Source organism: Roseateles saccharophilus, assembly GCF_004342485.1.
GTDB classification, from domain to species: domain Bacteria; phylum Pseudomonadota; class Gammaproteobacteria; order Burkholderiales; family Burkholderiaceae_C; genus Pelomonas; species Pelomonas saccharophila.
Genome location: NZ_SMBU01000006.1, coordinates 73,221 through 88,871, shown reverse-complemented (window position 1 = coordinate 88,871; position 15,651 = coordinate 73,221). Strand labels below are relative to the sequence as shown.

The 15,651-nt window shown below is 72.0% G+C and carries 14 protein-coding genes; 5 read left to right on the top strand and 9 right to left on the bottom strand.

Going from position 1 to position 15,651, the window contains the following annotated elements:
- Positions 1-69: 69 nt before the first annotated feature.
- A complete protein-coding gene (locus EV671_RS07155; RefSeq protein ID WP_132570611.1) occupies positions 70-1,077 on the top strand; it encodes a sulfate ABC transporter substrate-binding protein in 1,008 nt (335 codons plus the stop codon).
- A 33-nt stretch (positions 1,078-1,110) separates the two neighbouring features.
- Here the strand turns inward: EV671_RS07155 and epsC are convergent, their stop codons facing one another.
- The 3 genes from epsC to EV671_RS07140 form a co-directional block, all read right to left on the bottom strand.
- Positions 1,111-2,022: a serine O-acetyltransferase EpsC gene (epsC, locus tag EV671_RS07150; protein ID WP_207911104.1), complete on the bottom strand. Its 912-nt coding sequence runs from the start codon at positions 2,020-2,022 to the stop codon at positions 1,111-1,113.
- 203 nt (positions 2,023-2,225) lie between these two features.
- The gene (locus EV671_RS07145) at positions 2,226-2,921 is read right to left on the bottom strand and encodes a helix-turn-helix transcriptional regulator (RefSeq protein WP_132570609.1); all 696 of its coding nucleotides are present in this window, start codon (positions 2,919-2,921) and stop codon (positions 2,226-2,228) included.
- Between the two features lie 377 nt (positions 2,922-3,298).
- On the bottom strand, positions 3,299-3,694 hold the full coding sequence (locus EV671_RS07140) for a VOC family protein (protein WP_132570608.1): 396 nt from the start codon (positions 3,692-3,694) through the stop codon (positions 3,299-3,301).
- Between the two features lie 145 nt (positions 3,695-3,839).
- Here EV671_RS07140 and EV671_RS07135 point away from each other — a divergent pair, with 145 nt between their 5' ends.
- The gene (locus EV671_RS07135; protein WP_132570607.1) at positions 3,840-4,166 is read left to right on the top strand and encodes a DUF805 domain-containing protein; all 327 of its coding nucleotides are present in this window, start codon (positions 3,840-3,842) and stop codon (positions 4,164-4,166) included.
- On the opposite strand, the gene glpK is transcribed toward EV671_RS07135, so the two are convergent.
- Positions 4,148-5,614, bottom strand: a complete 1,467-nt coding sequence (glpK, locus tag EV671_RS07130; RefSeq protein ID WP_132570606.1) for a glycerol kinase GlpK — start codon at positions 5,612-5,614, stop codon at positions 4,148-4,150. The two genes, EV671_RS07135 and glpK, sit on opposite strands and share 19 nt — an antisense overlap.
- A gap of 26 nt (positions 5,615-5,640) precedes the next feature.
- Here glpK and glpD point away from each other — a divergent pair, with 26 nt between their 5' ends.
- Positions 5,641-7,125 carry a glycerol-3-phosphate dehydrogenase gene (gene glpD, locus EV671_RS07125; RefSeq protein WP_132570605.1) on the top strand — a complete coding sequence of 495 codons (1,485 nt, stop codon included), beginning with the start codon at positions 5,641-5,643 and terminating at the stop codon, positions 7,123-7,125.
- 17 nt (positions 7,126-7,142) lie between these two features.
- Positions 7,143-8,111, top strand: coding sequence for a DMT family transporter (locus EV671_RS07120; RefSeq protein WP_132570604.1), 969 nt, complete (start codon positions 7,143-7,145; stop codon positions 8,109-8,111).
- On the opposite strand, the gene EV671_RS07115 is transcribed toward EV671_RS07120, so the two are convergent.
- From EV671_RS07115 to EV671_RS07100, 4 genes are all read right to left on the bottom strand, one after another.
- Entirely contained in the window at positions 8,086-8,853 is a 768-nt protein-coding gene (locus tag EV671_RS07115; protein ID WP_132570603.1) for a metallophosphoesterase, read from the bottom strand. The two genes, EV671_RS07120 and EV671_RS07115, sit on opposite strands and share 26 nt — an antisense overlap.
- 124 nt (positions 8,854-8,977) lie before the next feature.
- Positions 8,978-9,742, bottom strand: coding sequence for a YecA/YgfB family protein (locus EV671_RS07110; RefSeq protein ID WP_132570602.1), 765 nt, complete (start codon positions 9,740-9,742; stop codon positions 8,978-8,980).
- 161 nt (positions 9,743-9,903) lie between these two features.
- The gene (locus EV671_RS07105) at positions 9,904-10,902 is read right to left on the bottom strand and encodes a substrate-binding domain-containing protein (protein ID WP_243655619.1); all 999 of its coding nucleotides are present in this window, start codon (positions 10,900-10,902) and stop codon (positions 9,904-9,906) included.
- Between the two features lie 139 nt (positions 10,903-11,041).
- On the bottom strand, positions 11,042-12,193 hold the full coding sequence (locus tag EV671_RS07100; RefSeq protein ID WP_165917492.1) for an ANTAR domain-containing response regulator: 1,152 nt from the start codon (positions 12,191-12,193) through the stop codon (positions 11,042-11,044).
- Between the two features lie 285 nt (positions 12,194-12,478).
- On the opposite strand from EV671_RS07100, the gene EV671_RS07095 reads away from it, so the two are divergent.
- Positions 12,479-13,732, top strand: coding sequence for an MFS transporter (locus EV671_RS07095; RefSeq protein WP_132570600.1), 1,254 nt, complete (start codon positions 12,479-12,481; stop codon positions 13,730-13,732).
- Here the strand turns inward: EV671_RS07095 and EV671_RS07090 are convergent, their stop codons facing one another.
- Positions 13,733-15,475: a bifunctional protein-serine/threonine kinase/phosphatase gene (locus EV671_RS07090; protein WP_132570599.1), complete on the bottom strand. Its 1,743-nt coding sequence runs from the start codon at positions 15,473-15,475 to the stop codon at positions 13,733-13,735.
- Between the last annotated feature and the right edge of the window lie 176 nt (positions 15,476-15,651).

Here is a 15,651-nt window from a genome sequence, read left to right as displayed (position 1 = left end):
AGTTCTTGTTCTTTGTCGCTACTCGGGCCCCTGCCTAGAGTGCGGCGGGAACAAGCACTCCAAGCCACCATGCACCGACTCCTCGCTCACCTCGCCCTCGGCCTCGCCGCCGCGGGCGTTTCCTTTTCCGCCCTGGCCCAGGCCTCGCTGCTCAATGTCTCCTACGACCCCACGCGCGAGCTCTACCAGGACTTCAACAAGGCCTTCGCCACGCAGTGGAAGGCCAGGACCGGCGAGACGCTGAGCCTCAAGGCCTCGCACGGCGGCTCGGGCAAGCAGGCCCGCTCGGTCATCGACGGGCTGGACGCCGACGTCGTCACGTTGGCCCTGGCCTACGACATCGACGCACTGGCCGACCGCAAGCTGCTCGGCGCCGACTGGCAGAAGAAGCTGCCGAGCAATGCCAGCCCCTACACGTCCACCATCGTCTTCCTGGTGCGCAAGGGCAACCCCAGGCACATCGCCAACTGGCCGGACCTGGCGCGCTCGGGCGTCGACGTCATCACCCCTAACCCCAAGACCAGCGGCGGCGCGCGCTGGAACTATCTGGCGGCCTGGGGCTTTGCGCTCAAGCAACCAGGTGGCAACGCCGACTCCGCCAAGGCCTTCGTCAAGCGCATCTACGCCAACACCAAGGTGCTCGATTCCGGCGCCCGCGGCGCGACGACAACGTTCGTGGAACGCGGCATCGGCGACGTGCTGATCGCCTGGGAGAACGAGGCCTATCTGGCCGTGAAGGAGCTGGGCCCGGACCGGTTCGAGATCGTCACGCCGGCCGTCTCGGTGCTGGCCGAGCCGCCGGTCGCCGTGGTCGACAAGGTCGTCGACAGGCGCGGCACGCGCCGGCAGGCCGAGGCCTATCTGGGCTACCTCTACAGCTCCGAGGGCCAGGAGATCGCCGCGCGCCACTTCTACCGTCCGCGCGACGCCAAGGTCGCGGCCAGATACGCGCGGCAGTTCGCCAGGGTCGACCTGTTCACGGTGGACGAGGTCTTCGGCGGCTGGCGCAACGCGCAGAAGACCCACTTCGACGACGGCGGCGTGTTCGACCAGATCTACACACCGGGCGCGAGGTAAGGGACACGGCGGCCCAGGGCCGCTGTCCTTCTTTCAGCCTTCGCCCGACAGCGAATCCGCCTGCGTGACCACGCTGCCCGGCGCGACGCTGCGCGTCAGCCAGACATTGCCGCCGATGACCGCGCCGCGGCCGATGGTGACGCGGCCCAGCACGGTGGCGCCGGCGTAGATGACGACCTCGTCCTCGACGATGGGGTGGCGCGGCCGGCCCTTGACCGCGTGGCCGTCGCCGTCGGTGGGGATGCTCTTCGCGCCCAGCGTGACGTTCTGGTAGATGCGCACGCCTCGCCCCAGGATGGCCGTCTCGCCGATGACGACGCCGGTGCCGTGGTCGATGAAGCAGCCCGGGCCGATGGTGGCGCCGGGGTGGATGTCGATGCCCGTCTCGGCATGGGCCAGCTCGGCGACGACGCGGGCGATCAGCGGCAGGCCCAGCGCATAGAGCTCGTGCGCGATGCGGTGGCTGATCAGCGCGCGCAGGCCCGGGTAGCACAGCAGCACCTCGTCGACGCTGCGCGCCGCCGGGTCACCCTGGTAGGCGGCCAGCACGTCGCTGTCCAGCAGCTCGCGCAGGCGCGGCAGGGTCCGCAGGAAGCGCGTCGCCAGCTCGGCGGCGTCGCCATCGGGCCGGGCCTGACCGCGCTGGCGGGCGTCGTGGCGCAGCTCCAGCGCGGCCTGCTGGCGCAGCGTCGTCAGCGCCGCGCCCAGCGTGTGGCCGACGTAGTGGTCCTCGCCCTCGGGTTGCAGCGTCGGCGGGCCCAGGCGCATCGGGAAGAGCGCGCCCGACAGCGCCTGCACCATGGCCGCCAGCAGTTCGCGCGACGGCAGCTCGCGGCCGTCGCCGCCACGCCGGTGGGCATGGCGCCAGCGCTGGCGCGCGCCGCGCAGCGCATCGACGACCTGCTGCAGCTCGGTGGCGTTGTCGGCGGGAGGGGGTGTCTTCATGTCGGTCATCCGTGGCGTTGCGCATCATCCGCAGCAGCAGCAGCGGGAGTATTCCGGGCCGAGCGCCGGGCCTGCCATGGGCCAGAGGCCCATGGCCTTCCGTAGGCACAGGCAGCCCGCAGGGGCTGCTTGTGTCCGACTCCAGTTCACCAAGCCGGCCCGAAGGGGCGGCCCAGCGTACACGCTGGGCCGGGGGCTCCATTTCAGGCGCCGCCGCTCTCCTGCGCCTCGCGCCGCCGGTTCATGTCGGCCAGGGTCTTGCCCGGCTCGTCGCGGAAGCCCTCCTCCAGCACCTCCAGCGTCTCGACGCGGTCGACGCGGAAGCTGCGGAAGTCGTTGCGCAGCTCGCACCAGGCGGCCAGCGTCCAGACCGGCCCCCAGAACAGGCAGGCCAGCGGGCGCACGATGCGATCGCTCCTGACGCCACCGAGGTCGAGATAGCCCATCTTCAGCTTGCGCCTGGCCTCGGTGGCCTCGCGCATCGCGGTCAGGTGGGCGCTGGTGGCCGGGTCCAGGGCCGGCAACGGCGCATACAGCGCCAGGCTCTCGGCCGCGGCGCGCGCGTCCAGCGGCAGCACGGCGAGGATCTTGGACAACGCGTTCTCGGCCTCGCGGGCCAGGGCCGCGTCCAGGCGCGACTCGGCCATGCGCACGGTGGCGACCAGGGCCTGGGCCTCCTGCTTGCTGAACATCAGCGGCGGCAGGTCGAAGCCGGCCCGCATGCGATAGCCCACGCCGGCCTCGCCCTCGATGGGCACGCCCTGCTGGCCGAGCGCGGCGATGTCGCGGTAGACGGTGCGCATCGACACCTCCAGCCGCTGGGCGAGGTAGTCCGCCGTCGTGAGGCGGCGCCCGCGGATGAGCTGGACGATCTGGAAGAGGCGGTCGGCACGGCGCATGGGCGCGCATTGTGGGCCAGCCGGCATGCCCCTTGCTGAAGACCTGTGTCAGCTTTCATGCGGGCCGAGCGCCGGGCCGCTCCCAAGCCGGCCCGCGTTGGGCGACGTGCTCTCGGCTCAATGCCGGGAGCATCGCCGTCCCCTCGGGGGACCGGCCAAGGTACGCCTTGGACGAGGGGCTTCATTTCACCGACAACGACGTCGAACATCCTCATCATGGCCATCTACGCCTCCCATGCCCGCGGCCCCCAGCGGGTCGACCTGGCAACGCTGGGCGCCATCAGCGCCCCGCTGCAGTCGCTCGCCACAGACCAGCTATTCATCGCCCAGGGCGGGCGCCCCGCGAAGGGGCCCGGCCGCCCTGCGAAGGCGCAGCCTCAGCCCATGGCCGTGCACAGCTCCACGAGCCCGCCGTCCGGGCAGCGCACATAGGCCACCGTCTGGCCCCAGGGCTTGGTGACGGGCGCCGCCAGCGGGCGCGCGCCAGCGGCCACGGCGCGGTCGAAGGCGGCCTGCACGTCGGGCACCGTGAAGCCGATCTCCATGCCCAGCGGCCGCGGGCTGGCGTCGGCGGCGACGTAGTCCTGCTGCAGGCTGTCGCGCGCGGTGGCGTGGTCGACGAAAGCGAGCCGGGCGCCGCCCGTGCCGGTCTCGACCTCGCCATAGGCGCCGCTCTCATGCAGGAAACGCGTCTTCAGGCCGAAGGCGCGCTCGAAGAAGGCCAGCGACGCGCGGACGTCGGGCACATAGACGATGGTGTAGGCGAAGACCATGCGTTGCTCCTGAAGGGTGTGATGGGCCGCATGCTGCGCCGCCCCGGCGCCAGCGCGTGTCAGCAGCGCCGGGGTTTCTGGGGGGGCGCCAGGCAGGCCGGTGGCCCTAGCATGCCGGCCATTCAAACCACCCGGCGCGAAGGCCATGAACTTCCAGCAAGCCATCCAGACCTGCTTCAGCAAATACGTGGACTTCAGCGGCCGCGCCAGCCGCTCGGAGTACTGGTGGTTCTTCCTGTTCGTCGTGCTGGGCTGCGCGATCCTGTGGCGGTTCAGCTATGCCCTGTACGTGCTGTTCGCGCTGGGCACGTTGCTGCCCTCGCTGGCCGCGGCCTCGCGCCGCCTGCACGACACCGGTCGCAGCGGCTGGTGGCAGCTGATCGGCCTCATTCCCATCATCGGCCTCATCGTGCTGCTGGTCTTCCTGGCTCAGGAGAGTGGCAGCAGCACGGATCAGGGCGCCAGCACCTGACGCACGGCCCGGTCCCACTGGGCCAGCCGCGCGCCGGCCTCGTCGCGCGACATGCGCGGCTCGAAGGCGCGGTCCAGCTGCCAGATCGAACCGACCTCCGCAGCTGAGCCGTAGACGCCGGCGCCGATGCCGGCCAGCAGGGCCGCGCCCAGGCCCGTCGTCTCGATGACTCTGGGGCGCAGCACCGGGATGCCGAGCAGGTCGGCCTGGAACTGCATCAGCAGGTCGTTGGCGCTCGCGCCGCCATCCACGCGCAGCTCGGTCAGCCGCTCGCGCTCGCCCACGTCCGCATTCATCGCCGCCAGCACGGCCGCGCTCTGGAAGGCGATGCTCTCCAGCGCCGCGCGGGCGATGTGGGCCTGCGTCGTGCCGCGGGTCAGTCCCAGCAGCGCGCCGCGCGCATCGGGCCGCCAGTAGGGCGCGCCCAGGCCCGCGAAGGCCGGCACGAACATCACGCCGCCGGCGTCCGGCACGCTGCCGGCCAGGGCCTGCACCTCGCCGCTGCCGCCGATGGCCTTCAAGCCATCGCGCAGCCACTGCACGACGGCGCCACCGACAAAGACGCTGCCCTCCAGCGCGTACTGCGCCTGTGCGCCGACCTGGGCCGCGCGCGTCGTCACCAGACCCTGCGTGGACGTGCGGGCCTCGGCGCCGGTGTGCATCAGCAGGAAGCAGCCGGTGCCATAGGTGTTCTTGGCCTGGCCGGGGCTCAGCGCGGCCTGGCCGAACAGCGCGGCCTGCTGGTCGCCGGCGATGCCGGCAATCGGGACGCCGAACTCCTCGGCCCGGCCGAACACGCCGGCCGAGGGGCGCACCTCGGGCAGCAGCGCGCGCGGGATGTCGAAGAGGGCGAGCAGTTCGTCGCTCCAGTCGCCGCGATGGATGTCGAACAGCAGTGTGCGCGAGGCGTTGCTGACGTCGGTCGCATGCACCTTGCCGCCGGTCAGCTTCCACAGCAGCCAGCTGTCGACGGTGCCGAAGGCCAGCTCGCCGCTTGCGGCGCGTTCGCGGGCGCCAGCCACGTTGTCCAGCAGCCAGCGCAGCTTGGTGGCCGAGAAATACGGATCCAGCACCAGGCCGGTCAGCGCGCGCACGCGCGGCTCCAGGCCTTGGGCCTTCAGGGCCTCGCAGAAATCGGCCGTGCGCCGGTCCTGCCAGACCAGGGCCTTGTGCAGGGGCGCGCCGGTCCTGCGGTCCCACAGCACGACGGTCTCGCGCTGGTTGGTGATGCCGATGGCGGCCGGCCTGACCCCGGCCTTGGCCACGGCCTCGCGGGCGCATTCGATCTGGTCGGCCCAGATCTCGTCGGCATCGTGCTCGACCCAGCCCGGCTGCGGGAAATGCTGGGTCAGCTCGCGCTGGGCCACGGCCAGCAGGCGGCCGGAGCGGTCGAAAACTAGAGCGCGCGAACTAGAAGTCCCCTGATCCAGCGCGAGCAGTGCGTCCATGGCTGTCGTTCACTTAGAGTGGTTGTATGGATCATTTTGACGTTGTGGTGGTGGGGGGCGGCATCAATGGCACGGGCCTGGCCCGCGATCTGGCCGGGCGGGGCTGGCGGGTGCTGCTGGCGGAGCGCGACGACCTGGCCTCGCACACCTCCTCCGCCTCCACCAAGCTGGTCCACGGCGGCCTGCGCTATCTGGAAACCTATGAGTTCTCGCTGGTGCGAAAGGCCCTGCAGGAGCGCGAGGTGCTGCTGCGTAGCGCGCCGCAGCTGATCCGGCCGCTGCGCTTCGTGCTGCCGCATGCGCCGCATCTGCGCCCGGCCTGGATGATCCGCATCGGCCTGTTCCTCTACGACCACCTGGCCCGCCGCGAGCTGCTGCCGGGCTCGCAGGGCCTGCGCCTTACGGGCAGCATCTTTGGCGCGCCGCTGCGGCCCGAGTTCAGGCGCGGCTTCGTCTACTCCGACGGCTGGGTGGACGACGCCCGCCTCGTCGTGCTGAACGCGCAGGACGCCCAGGCCCGTGGCGCCGAGGTGCTGACGCGTTGCGCCGTCACCCGGGCCGTGCGCGGCGCCGACGCCTGGGAGGTCACGCTCGCCAACGGCCGCCGCGTGAGCGCCCGCGCCCTCGTCAACGCGGCCGGCCCCTGGGCCGAGCGCTTCCTGCGCGACCACACGCAAGGCAGCAACGGCCAGCCGCTGCCGACGCGCGGCCTGCGCCTCGTGAAGGGCAGCCACATCGTCGTGGCCCAGCGCTTCACGCATGACCACGCCTACATCTTCCAGAACCCCGACGGCCGCATCATCTTCGCCATCCCCTACCAGGGCCGCTTCACGCTGATCGGCACCACCGACATCGAGCTGCCCGAGCACGAGGACCCGCCATCGCGCGCCGAGATCGAGCAGGCCGAGGTGGACTATCTCTGCGAGCAGGCCAGCCGCTACCTCGCCCAGCCGGTCAAGCCGGCCGATGTGCTGTGGAGCTATGCCGGCGTGCGCCCGCTGCTCGACGAGGGTGGCTCGGCCTCGGCCGTCACGCGCGACTATCTTCTGGAGGCCGACGCCGCTGGCGGCGCGCCGCTGCTCAATGTCTGGGGCGGCAAGCTGACCACCTACCGCAAGCTCGCCGAGGACGGCGCGACCCAGCTCGGCGCACTGCTGGGCGACGCGCGCCGGCCCTGGACCGCGGGCGCCCACCTGCCCGGCGGCGACCTCGGCCCGCATGGCGTGGACATCGACGCCTTCGCCGCCGCGCTGCAAGCCCGGCACCCTGAGCGCGAGCCCGCAACCGTGCAGCGCATCGCGCGCGCCTACGGCAGCCACGCGGGCGAGCTGCTGGCCGCTACGCCCGGCGCCGAGGTCGCGCCGGGGCTGTTCGAGTCCGAACTGCGCCATCTGGTGGAGGCCGAATGGGCGCGCGACGCCGAGGACGTGCTGTGGCGGCGCAGCAAGCTCGGCCTGCACTACACGGCCGCGCAGCGCGCGGCCGTGGCCGCCTGGTTCGGCGCCCGCTGAGAGGCCGCGCCCGCGCCATGCTGCTCGGCCTGCTGTTCGCCCTCGTGGCCGGGTTGATGTGGGGCATGGTCTTCGTCGCCCCCGTCATGCTGCCCGACTATGCCCCCCTGCTGCTGACGCTGGGCCGCTACCTCGCCTTCGGCCTGATCGCTCTGCCGCTGGCCCTGCTGCTGGACCGGCGCGCGCTGCGCGAGCTGCAGCCCGAGGACTGGCGGGAGGCGGCCCGGCTCAGCCTGATCGGCAACTTCCTGTACTACCTCTGCCTGTCGGCCGCCATCCAGCGCGCCGGCGCGCCGCTGCCGACGATGATCATCGGCACGCTGCCCGTCGTCATCGCGCTGTGCGCCAACCACCGCAACCGCGAGCGCGACGGCCAGTTGCCGTGGCCGAAGCTGGCGCCGTCGCTCGCGCTGATCGCCGCCGGCCTCGCACTGGTCAACCGCGACGAGCTGCACGCGCTGCAGACCGCGGCCGGCGACCCGCGCCGCTATGCCGAGGGCGCACTGCTGGCCATCGCGGCCGTGGCCTGCTGGACCTGGTATCCGATCCGCAATGCCGACTGGCTGCGCGCGCATGCCGACCGCTCGCCCCGCGCCTGGGCCACGGCTCAGGGCCTGGTCACGCTGCCGGTGGCCGCGGCGGGCGTGCTGCTGCTGGGCCTCGCCCAGCTGATGGCGCCAGGCGCACTGATCCCGGCGGCCTATGCCTTCCCGTTCGGCGCGACGCCGTTGGCCTACATCGGGCTGATGGCCGTCATCGGCCTGTGCTCGTCCTGGCTGGGCACGCTGTGCTGGAACGAGGCCAGCCAGCGGCTGCCGACCTCGCTGTCGGGCCAGCTCATCGTCTTCGAGACGCTGGCCGCGCTGGCCTATGCCTTCGCCTTGCAGCAGCGTCTGCCGCCGCCCGCCACGCTGGCCGGCGTCGCGCTGCTGATCGCCGGCGTGGTCTGGGCGCTGCGCATCAAGCCGGTTCAAACACCTCAATGACGCGCTGGCCATCGAAGCCGTCGGCCTCGCCGCGCTTCATGTGGCCGCGCGCATTGCTGGCGATGCGGGTGCCGCCCAGCCTGTAGTCGTGCCGGCAGTGCAGATGGCCGTGCAGCCACAGCTGGGCGCCGGGCATCAACTCCTCGTCGTCGTTGCAGAAGCTGGCCGTGCCGGGCTGGCGGCCATAGCGCGGGTCGGCGCTCTTCAGGCTGGGGGCGAAATGCGTGATGACGACCGTCGCGTCCCAGTCACCCGTGCGGGCCAGCTCGTCCGCCAGCCAGGCGCGGCTCTCCAGCGCCAGCGCGCGCACCGCGTCCACGCCGAAGGGCTCGCCGTGGCGCTCGGCCTGCATGACCTTCTGGAAGTAGCCGCCGGCCCGCATCGCGCGCTCGCGGCCGGCGCGGCCGAAGGCGTCGAAGTCGCACCAGCGCGTGCTGCCGACGAAGCGCACGCGCCGCCCCTCGGCGTCGGCCACGACGATGGATTCGTCGTCGAGCATGCGCAGCCCCGTGCCATGGACATGGGCCCGCAGCGCCTCGCGAGCCTCGTCCACGTCGCGGCGGTCGAACTCATGGTTGCCCGGCACGAAGAGCACCGGCACCGGCCAGCCGCGGAACAGCTCGAAGCTGCGCCACGTCGTGTCGATGTCGCCGGCCAGCACCAGCAGCTCGGCGCCCGGCGCGGGCAGGGGCTGGTAGCTCTCGGTTTCGAGATGCAGATCAGACAGGAGTTGTATCTTCACGGCGCGATTCGGGGCCGACAGTCCGCGCGCAGCGCCGGACTTCATCCAGCGACTCCCGCCGATCCGGCTTTGCCGGGCGGCCGGGAGTGCCCCCTTGAGGGGGCGCGCGAAGCGCGTAGGGGGGCTAATTGCTACCGTGGCACTGCTTGTACTTGCGCCCCGAGCCACACGGGCAGGGGTCGTTGCGGCCGACCTTGGGCATGTCGCGGCGGATGGTCTCGACGCGGTAGCGCTCGGCCTCGGTCAGGTCGGCCAGGTCGGCCACCGTGACGACGAGTTCCTCGATCGCATCGTCCAGGTCCTTCAGCGGATGCTCGCGGTTCAGCGTCGCGACGACCTCCTTCTCCTCCGGCGTCTCGGCCGGCAGGTGGCGGTACAGGCGCGCCATCGCGGCGGCCACGTCGTCGTTGGGCAGCTCGGCCAGCTCGGGGAAGCACAGGGCCGCATGCTGGAAGCCGGCAACCCAGGGCATCAGCGCGCGCGAGATCGGGCCCAGCGCGTCGTAGCTGGCACGCGAGCTGCGCTCCTCCTCCGTCGCGTCCTCCGGCAGGGGCTGGGGCTCCTGGGTCTCGTCGATTTCGAGGATGACGGGATCGAACCAGCCGTCCTCGACCAGGCTGCGGTTCAGCGCAGCGTGGCGGCGCTCGACGAGCTGGGTCAGGCGGTCCAGCCAGGCGGCGTCGACGCTCTCGGGCAGCAGGCCGCCGTCGTAGTCGAAGATATTGGGCAGCCACTCGTCCGCCTCGATCAGGCGCGGCTGCACGATGACGCCGCACAGGTAGCCGTCGAGCATGGAGGCGTCCAGCGGCTGCAGCGGCTCGGGCGTGGCGGCCAGGAGTTCGTCGAGTTCGGCGAACTCGGCGTCGGAAAGGTCTTGGGGCGTGCTCATGGGCGTGATTGTCGCGTTCATCTCGCTGGCACAGTGCATTTCGGGCCGAGCGCCGGGCCGCTCCCAAGCCGGCCCGCTCTGGCGATGTGCTTGCCGGTCGAGCCGGCAAGCATCGCCGTCCCCCCGGGGGACCGGCCAAGGTACTCCTTGGACGAGGGGCTTCAGGTCGCGCGGATGACCAGTTCGGTCGGCATGATCTCGCTGGCCGCGCCCTGGCCGGCGATCAGGTCCAGCACCTTGCGCGCCAGCAGCACGCCGCCGTGGTGCCAGTCCTGGCGCACGCTGGTCAGCGGTGGCGCGAAGCTCTGCGCGGCCGGGGAGTCGTCGTAGCCGATGACGGAGACGGCCTCGGGCACGGTCAGGCCGGCGTCGGTGAAGGCGCGCACGGCGCCCATGGCCAGCAGGTCGCTGGCGGCGAACAGCCCGTCCGGCGCCTTGCCGCCCTTGGCCAGATGGGCCTGCACCGCGGTGAAGCCGGCACCGAAGGTGAAGGCCGCCGGCGTCAGCGTGTGGGCCCTCACCCCGGGAATGCCGGCCTTCTTCAGCGCCTTCACGAAGCCCTGCTGGCGGTCGCGGATCTCAGCGTGCCGCACGTCGCCCAGGAAGAGCAGTTCGCTGCGCTGCATGTCGATGAAGCGCTCGGCCGCGCAGGCGCCGCCATGGGCGTTGTCGCCGCCAACGATGACGGAGTCGCTACGCCCGTGCTCGGCGCCCCAGACCACCAGCGGCAGGCCCATGGCCGCCACCGACTTGACGGCCGAGCCGTTGGCGCCCTGGCCGAGCAGGATGACGCCATCGGCCGAACTGGCCACGCTCTGCCCCGGGCTCTGCAGCGCCGACAGCAGCACGCTGTAGCCGCGCGAGGTCAGCTCCTGCGTGATGCCGCCCAGCAGCTGCAGCGGGTAGGCGTCGGTCATCGGGCGGTCGGCGTCGGGCTGCATCTCCAGCATGACGGCAACCATGTGGCTGCGGCGCAGGCGCAGGTTGCGGGCATGGTGGTTGAAGCGGTAGCCCGCCGCCTCGGCCAGCGTCTTGATGCGTTCGCGCGTGGCCGGCGTGACCGAGGGGCTGTCGCGCAGCGCGCGCGAGACCGTGATCGTGGAGACGCCGGCCAGCACGGCGATCTGCTCCATCGTGACGGGTTTGCTGCTGTCGCTCATGCGGGATGCGCTGAAGAAAGGGAGGGTGATGCTCGAGACGGAGCGCAGCTTAAATCAGGCCCCGACAACTGGAACTGTCGCAGCGATGCTTTTGGCCCGGCGATGAACCCTCGGCAAAAGCAAGCCGACGCACGCCCCATCAGCCCAGGATCAACTGCAAGGACCCCTGCAGCGCCTGGATCAGCGTCTCCAGCGCCTGCAGCAGCCGCTCGCTGCCCTGGTGCATGCGCTGCACTGCGTCGCCCTGCTCGACCCTCAGGCCGCGCAGCAGCAACAGCCAGGCTTCATCGACGGCAGCGAATGCCGGCTGCAGCGTCGGGCCGGCCAGCGGAGCGGCGCGGACCTCGTCGTAGGCCTTGATGAACTCGTCCAGCCCGCCGGCGAGGCCGCTCACGTCGTGGCCCGGCAGCAATTGGGCCAGCAAGCCCTCCTTGGCCAGCCGCTGGCTCAGCAGCCGCAGCCGCGTGACCTGGGCCAGCAGGCCCACCGGCCGCTGCCCGGCGCGCTCGGACAGCCGCGCCACCAGCGTCTCGCTGCTCTCCAGCAGACGCTGGGCCGCGCGGTCGCTGCGCGCGAGGTCGACCTGGCGGGCACCCAGCGCCGCATCGAGCTGGGCCCAGGCGGTGGCCACGGCGGCCAGCTCCTCGGCCAGTTCCTGGCGCAGCAGCTCGGCCAGGCGGGCCAGGTTGGCCGCCACGCGCTCGGCCGACGCGTCCAGCAGGGCCTGCGCCTCGCGCCGCTCGGGCGGCGCCAGCCGCGGCCACTGGCGCAGGGCCTGCAGCTTGACGAGGCGCTGGCTCAGCATGCGCTGGGCTCCGGCGCGCTCCAGCGCCTCGGCCAGCTCCGACGTGCGCACGACGCCCCGCGCGACTTCGGGCAGCTTGGACTGGGTCTGCATGGCCGTGTTGCGCAGCAGCGCGAAGGCGGCAGCCTCGTCGATGCCACGGGCCTGCATCAACAGGCCCTTGGCACGCTCCGTCCATTTGCGCTCGTCGAGCCTGGCCTGGGCGGCGCTGTCGCGCGCCTGCAGCTGCGCGGCCAGGTCGTGGGCCCACTGCAGGGTCTCGGCCAGCAGGGCCGGCTCGGCGTCGGCCGGCAGCCAGGCCAGCACCCCGCGGGCCAGCAGCGCGCGGCGTTCGGCAGCTTCAGGCGGCGGCGCCAGCAGCACCACCGGGAGGCCGAAGGCCCGCTCGGAGTGCAGCTGCTGCGCCAAGGCGGTGCGGTCCGGGCAGCACAGCAGGCCCAGGGCCGGTCCGTCCTCAGGCGGCGCAAGCTCGGAAACGGTGCGCAAGGGCCAACCCAGCGCCTGCAGAGACGCCGCCTGACGCGGCGTTTCGGGGCAGCAAAGCAGGGTCGGCAAGGGGGTGGAGGCGGTATCGGGCATGGTCACGCCCCAAAACGGCGCAAGAAGCAGGCCAGGGCGGGCCGACCCGCTCGGGCATGGGCCTTGCAAGTATCGGAGCATGGCGCCCGCAATGGTGCGGGCCGCCTTCCCGCTGCGAAGTCCGAGCCAGCCCTGGCACGTGACCGGCGGGCGGGCGTGGGCGCGCGGCAGCTAGCCTCAAGCGAGCTCCAGATGTCTGCACTGCAAAACTTCAAACGCGCCGGCCACAGCCCCACGCTGTTCGCCGCCTTCCTGTATTTCGCGTTCTCCTGCTGCATCTGGGTGCTCAACGGCGCGCTGGCCCCCTTCATCAGCGAGACCTATCACCTGACGCCGGCCCAGAAGGGCTTGATGCTGTCCATTCCCATCATGGCCGGCGCGCTGATGCGTTTTCCGCTCGGCGTGCTGTCGCAGTACATCGGCCGCAAGAACGCGACGCTGGTGGAGATGAGCCTGATCGCCGTGGCCATGCTCTACGGCTTCTTCATGGTGAAGAGCTACGACGACCTGCTCGCCATGGGCGTGCTGCTGGGCATCGCGGGGGCGAGCTTCGGCGTGGCGCTGAGCCTGGGTTCGGGCTGGTTCCCGCCGCAGTACAAGGGGCTGGCGATGGGCCTGGTCGGCGCGGGCAATGTCGGCACGGCGGTGTCGGTGCTGGTGGCGCCGCCGCTGGCCCAGGCCTTCGGCTGGCAGACCGTCTACGGCTTCGCGGCCGGCGCCATCCTCGTGCCGATGATCGTCATGGTCGTCTTCGCCAAGGAGCCGCCCGACGTCGACGCCCACGCCTCGCTGCGCGAGCACGCGGCCTGCCTGTTCGAGAAGGACGGCTGGGCCTTCAGCCTGATCTACGGCGTGACCTTCGGCGGCTTCATCGGCCTGACCACCTTTCTGCCCACCTACTACTACGACCAGTTCGGCGTCTCCAAGGTGCAGGCCGGCCAGCTGACGATGCTGGCGGCCTTCATGGGCGCGGCGGTACGCGTCGTGGGCGGCTGGCTGTCGGACCGCTGGGGCGGCGTCAACATGCTGACCGGCGTGCTGGTCATCGTCGCCGCCAGCCTGGCGGCCGTCGGCATGGCCAACGGCTCGCTGGCGCTGACGACGCTGCTGCTCATCGTCTGCTTCGCGGCCCTGGGCGCGGGCAACGGCGCGCTGTTCCAGCTCGTGCCGCTGCGCTGGCCAGCGGCCACGGCCGTGGCCGGCTCGATGATCGGCGAGGTCGGTGCCCTGGGCGGTGGCCTGGTGCCCAATCTGATGGGCCTGTCCAAGCAGCATGCCGGCACCTATGCCTGGGGCTTCGTCGTCTTCGCCGTGCTGGCCGTGCTGATGCTGGGCGTCATGCGCGTGATGCAGATCCGCTGGACCCGCACCTGGGCCGAGAAGGGCGGGCGCGCCCGCCGCGCCGCCGCCCAGGCCGACGAACCGGTGCACTACCAGCGCGCTTGATCAGCGCGGCAGGAACAGCAACCAGGCGACCAGAAGCAGGTTCAGCAGAAGGGACAGCCCGAAGGCGATCTGCCAGCTCAGCACCGGGTCGCCGCCATTGCGCGAAGCCCGCACCGGCTCGGCCTGATCGCGCGCCGCGCAGCGCTCCAGCGCCAGCAGCAGCTCCTCGGCCGTCTCGAAGCGCGCCCTGGCATCACGGGCGACGGCGCGCATGACGACGCGGTCCAGCGGCATGGGCACGCTGGGCTGCAGGCGGCTGACGCTCTGCGGCTCGCGGCGGTAGCGGGCCAGCTGCCAGGGCTCGATCTCGCCATAGGGCAGGCGACCGGTCAGCGCCCGGTAGAGCGTGACGCCGAGCGCGAACAGGTCGGAGCCGGCGTCGGGCGCGGCCGGCGGGTCCTGCCACTGCTCGGGGTTGATGTAGCTGGGCGTGCCGGCATGCAGCTCGCGCGCGGCGGCCGAGGAGCGCCGGCTCAGCGCGACGCCGAGATCCAGCACGCGCCACTGGCCGTCGTCGCCCAGATGCAGGTTGGCCGGTTTCAGGTCACGGTGCACGACGCCCGCCGCATGCAGCAGGCTCAAGGATCGCGCCACCGCCTGGCCCAGGGCCAGCGCCTGAGCGGCGTCCAGCGGCCCCTTGGCCAGCAGCTGCTCCAGCGTCTGGCCGCCATGCCAGTCGAAGACGGCATAGAAATGCGTCGCCCCGTCGGCCGGCGCATGCACGCGCACGAAACCGCTGCTGCTGCCTGCGGCACCGCGGCGGCTGCGCGGCGCCTCGGCCAGGTGCAGGCCGAGCCAGATCTCGTGCGCCAGCATGGCGCGCTCCTCGGGGTCGTCGGCGCGGCCGGGGCGCAGCATCTTCAAGGCCACCAGCCGCCCCGTGGCCGGCTCGCGTGCCTGCAGCAGGCGGTGCACGCCGTTGTCGGCGACGAGGGCGGTGATCTGGTAGCCGTCCAGCATCGCGCCCACGCCCAGCGGGCCGGGGCTGGGCAGGGTGCGGCCCAGGGCCGCGAGGTCGTTCAGGCCGGGGTCGGCCAGGTCCTTCACGTCCAGCACCAGGGCGGTAGCGTTGTCGAGGCTGCCGGCGGCCAGGGCCGCGGCGGTCAGCGCATCGGCCGCCGCCTGGGCGCCGGGCGTGGCGCGCAGCAGGTCGGCGATCTGGCGGCTGCGCAGCGCGCCGTGCACGCCGTCGCTGGTCAGCAGCAGGCGGTCGCCGACGCGCAGCTCGCCCTGGCTGTGGTCCAGGCGCAGCGCATCGTCCAGGCCCAGGGCGCGCGTGAGGCCGGCGAAGTCGCGCCTCTCCATGCGGTGGTCCTGGGTCAGCAGCAGGCACTCGCCGTCGCGCAGCAGCCAGGCGCGGCTGTCGCCGACATGGGCGATGGCATAGCGGCGCCCGCGCAGCGCCACGGCGGTCAAGGTGGTCAGCGCCTCGCGCGGCTCGCCATCGGGGCCGGGGCGGCGGTTGTGCGCGGCCAGCCAGGCGTTCTGATGGCCGAGCAGGCGGTCCAGAGCCACGCTGCTGTCCCAGTCGGTCGGCACGGCATGGAAGTCGCGCAGCAGGCTCATCACCGAGGTCTGAGCGGCCATCAGACCTTCACCGCCGCCGCTGACGCCATCGGCCAGCGCCGCCACCCAGCCACGCTCGGCCTCGTGCGGCTGCGGCGCCTGCACGCCGGCGAAGTCTTCATTGCGCGGGCGCTTGCCCTGCAGGCTGGAGAGGCCGGTGTCGAGTTCGAAGCGCATGCGCGTGAGTGGATCACCAACAAGCGGTCGCCCGCTCTTGGTGCGATTTTTGGGATGAGTGCACCCACACCGGGCCTGGATCCGCTTCGGCGTGGGGCGCCGCTAGGCGTTTTTCACGCTGCGGCAGGGTTGGAGGCCAGCCTCATCGCTGGCACATGCCTTGCAAAGCAAAGGGC

Excerpts from the sequence above, each read along its gene's own strand:
- EV671_RS07155 (WP_132570611.1), top strand. The coding sequence starts at position 70 with ATGCACCGACTCCTCGCTCACCTCGCCCTCGGCCTCGCCGCCGCGGGC.
- epsC (WP_207911104.1), bottom strand. The coding sequence starts at position 2,022 with ATGAAGACACCCCCTCCCGCCGACAACGCCACCGAGCTGCAGCAGGTC.
- EV671_RS07145 (WP_132570609.1), bottom strand. The coding sequence starts at position 2,921 with ATGCGCCGTGCCGACCGCCTCTTCCAGATCGTCCAGCTCATCCGCGGG.
- EV671_RS07140 (WP_132570608.1), bottom strand. The coding sequence starts at position 3,694 with ATGGTCTTCGCCTACACCATCGTCTATGTGCCCGACGTCCGCGCGTCG.
- EV671_RS07135 (WP_132570607.1), top strand. The coding sequence starts at position 3,840 with ATGAACTTCCAGCAAGCCATCCAGACCTGCTTCAGCAAATACGTGGAC.
- glpK (WP_132570606.1), bottom strand. The coding sequence starts at position 5,614 with ATGGACGCACTGCTCGCGCTGGATCAGGGGACTTCTAGTTCGCGCGCT.
- glpD (WP_132570605.1), top strand. The coding sequence starts at position 5,641 with ATGGATCATTTTGACGTTGTGGTGGTGGGGGGCGGCATCAATGGCACG.
- EV671_RS07120 (WP_132570604.1), top strand. The coding sequence starts at position 7,143 with ATGCTGCTCGGCCTGCTGTTCGCCCTCGTGGCCGGGTTGATGTGGGGC.
- EV671_RS07110 (WP_132570602.1), bottom strand. The coding sequence starts at position 9,742 with ATGAGCACGCCCCAAGACCTTTCCGACGCCGAGTTCGCCGAACTCGAC.
- EV671_RS07105 (WP_243655619.1), bottom strand. The coding sequence starts at position 10,902 with ATGAGCGACAGCAGCAAACCCGTCACGATGGAGCAGATCGCCGTGCTG.
- EV671_RS07095 (WP_132570600.1), top strand. The coding sequence starts at position 12,479 with ATGTCTGCACTGCAAAACTTCAAACGCGCCGGCCACAGCCCCACGCTG.
- EV671_RS07090 (WP_132570599.1), bottom strand. The coding sequence starts at position 15,475 with ATGCGCTTCGAACTCGACACCGGCCTCTCCAGCCTGCAGGGCAAGCGC.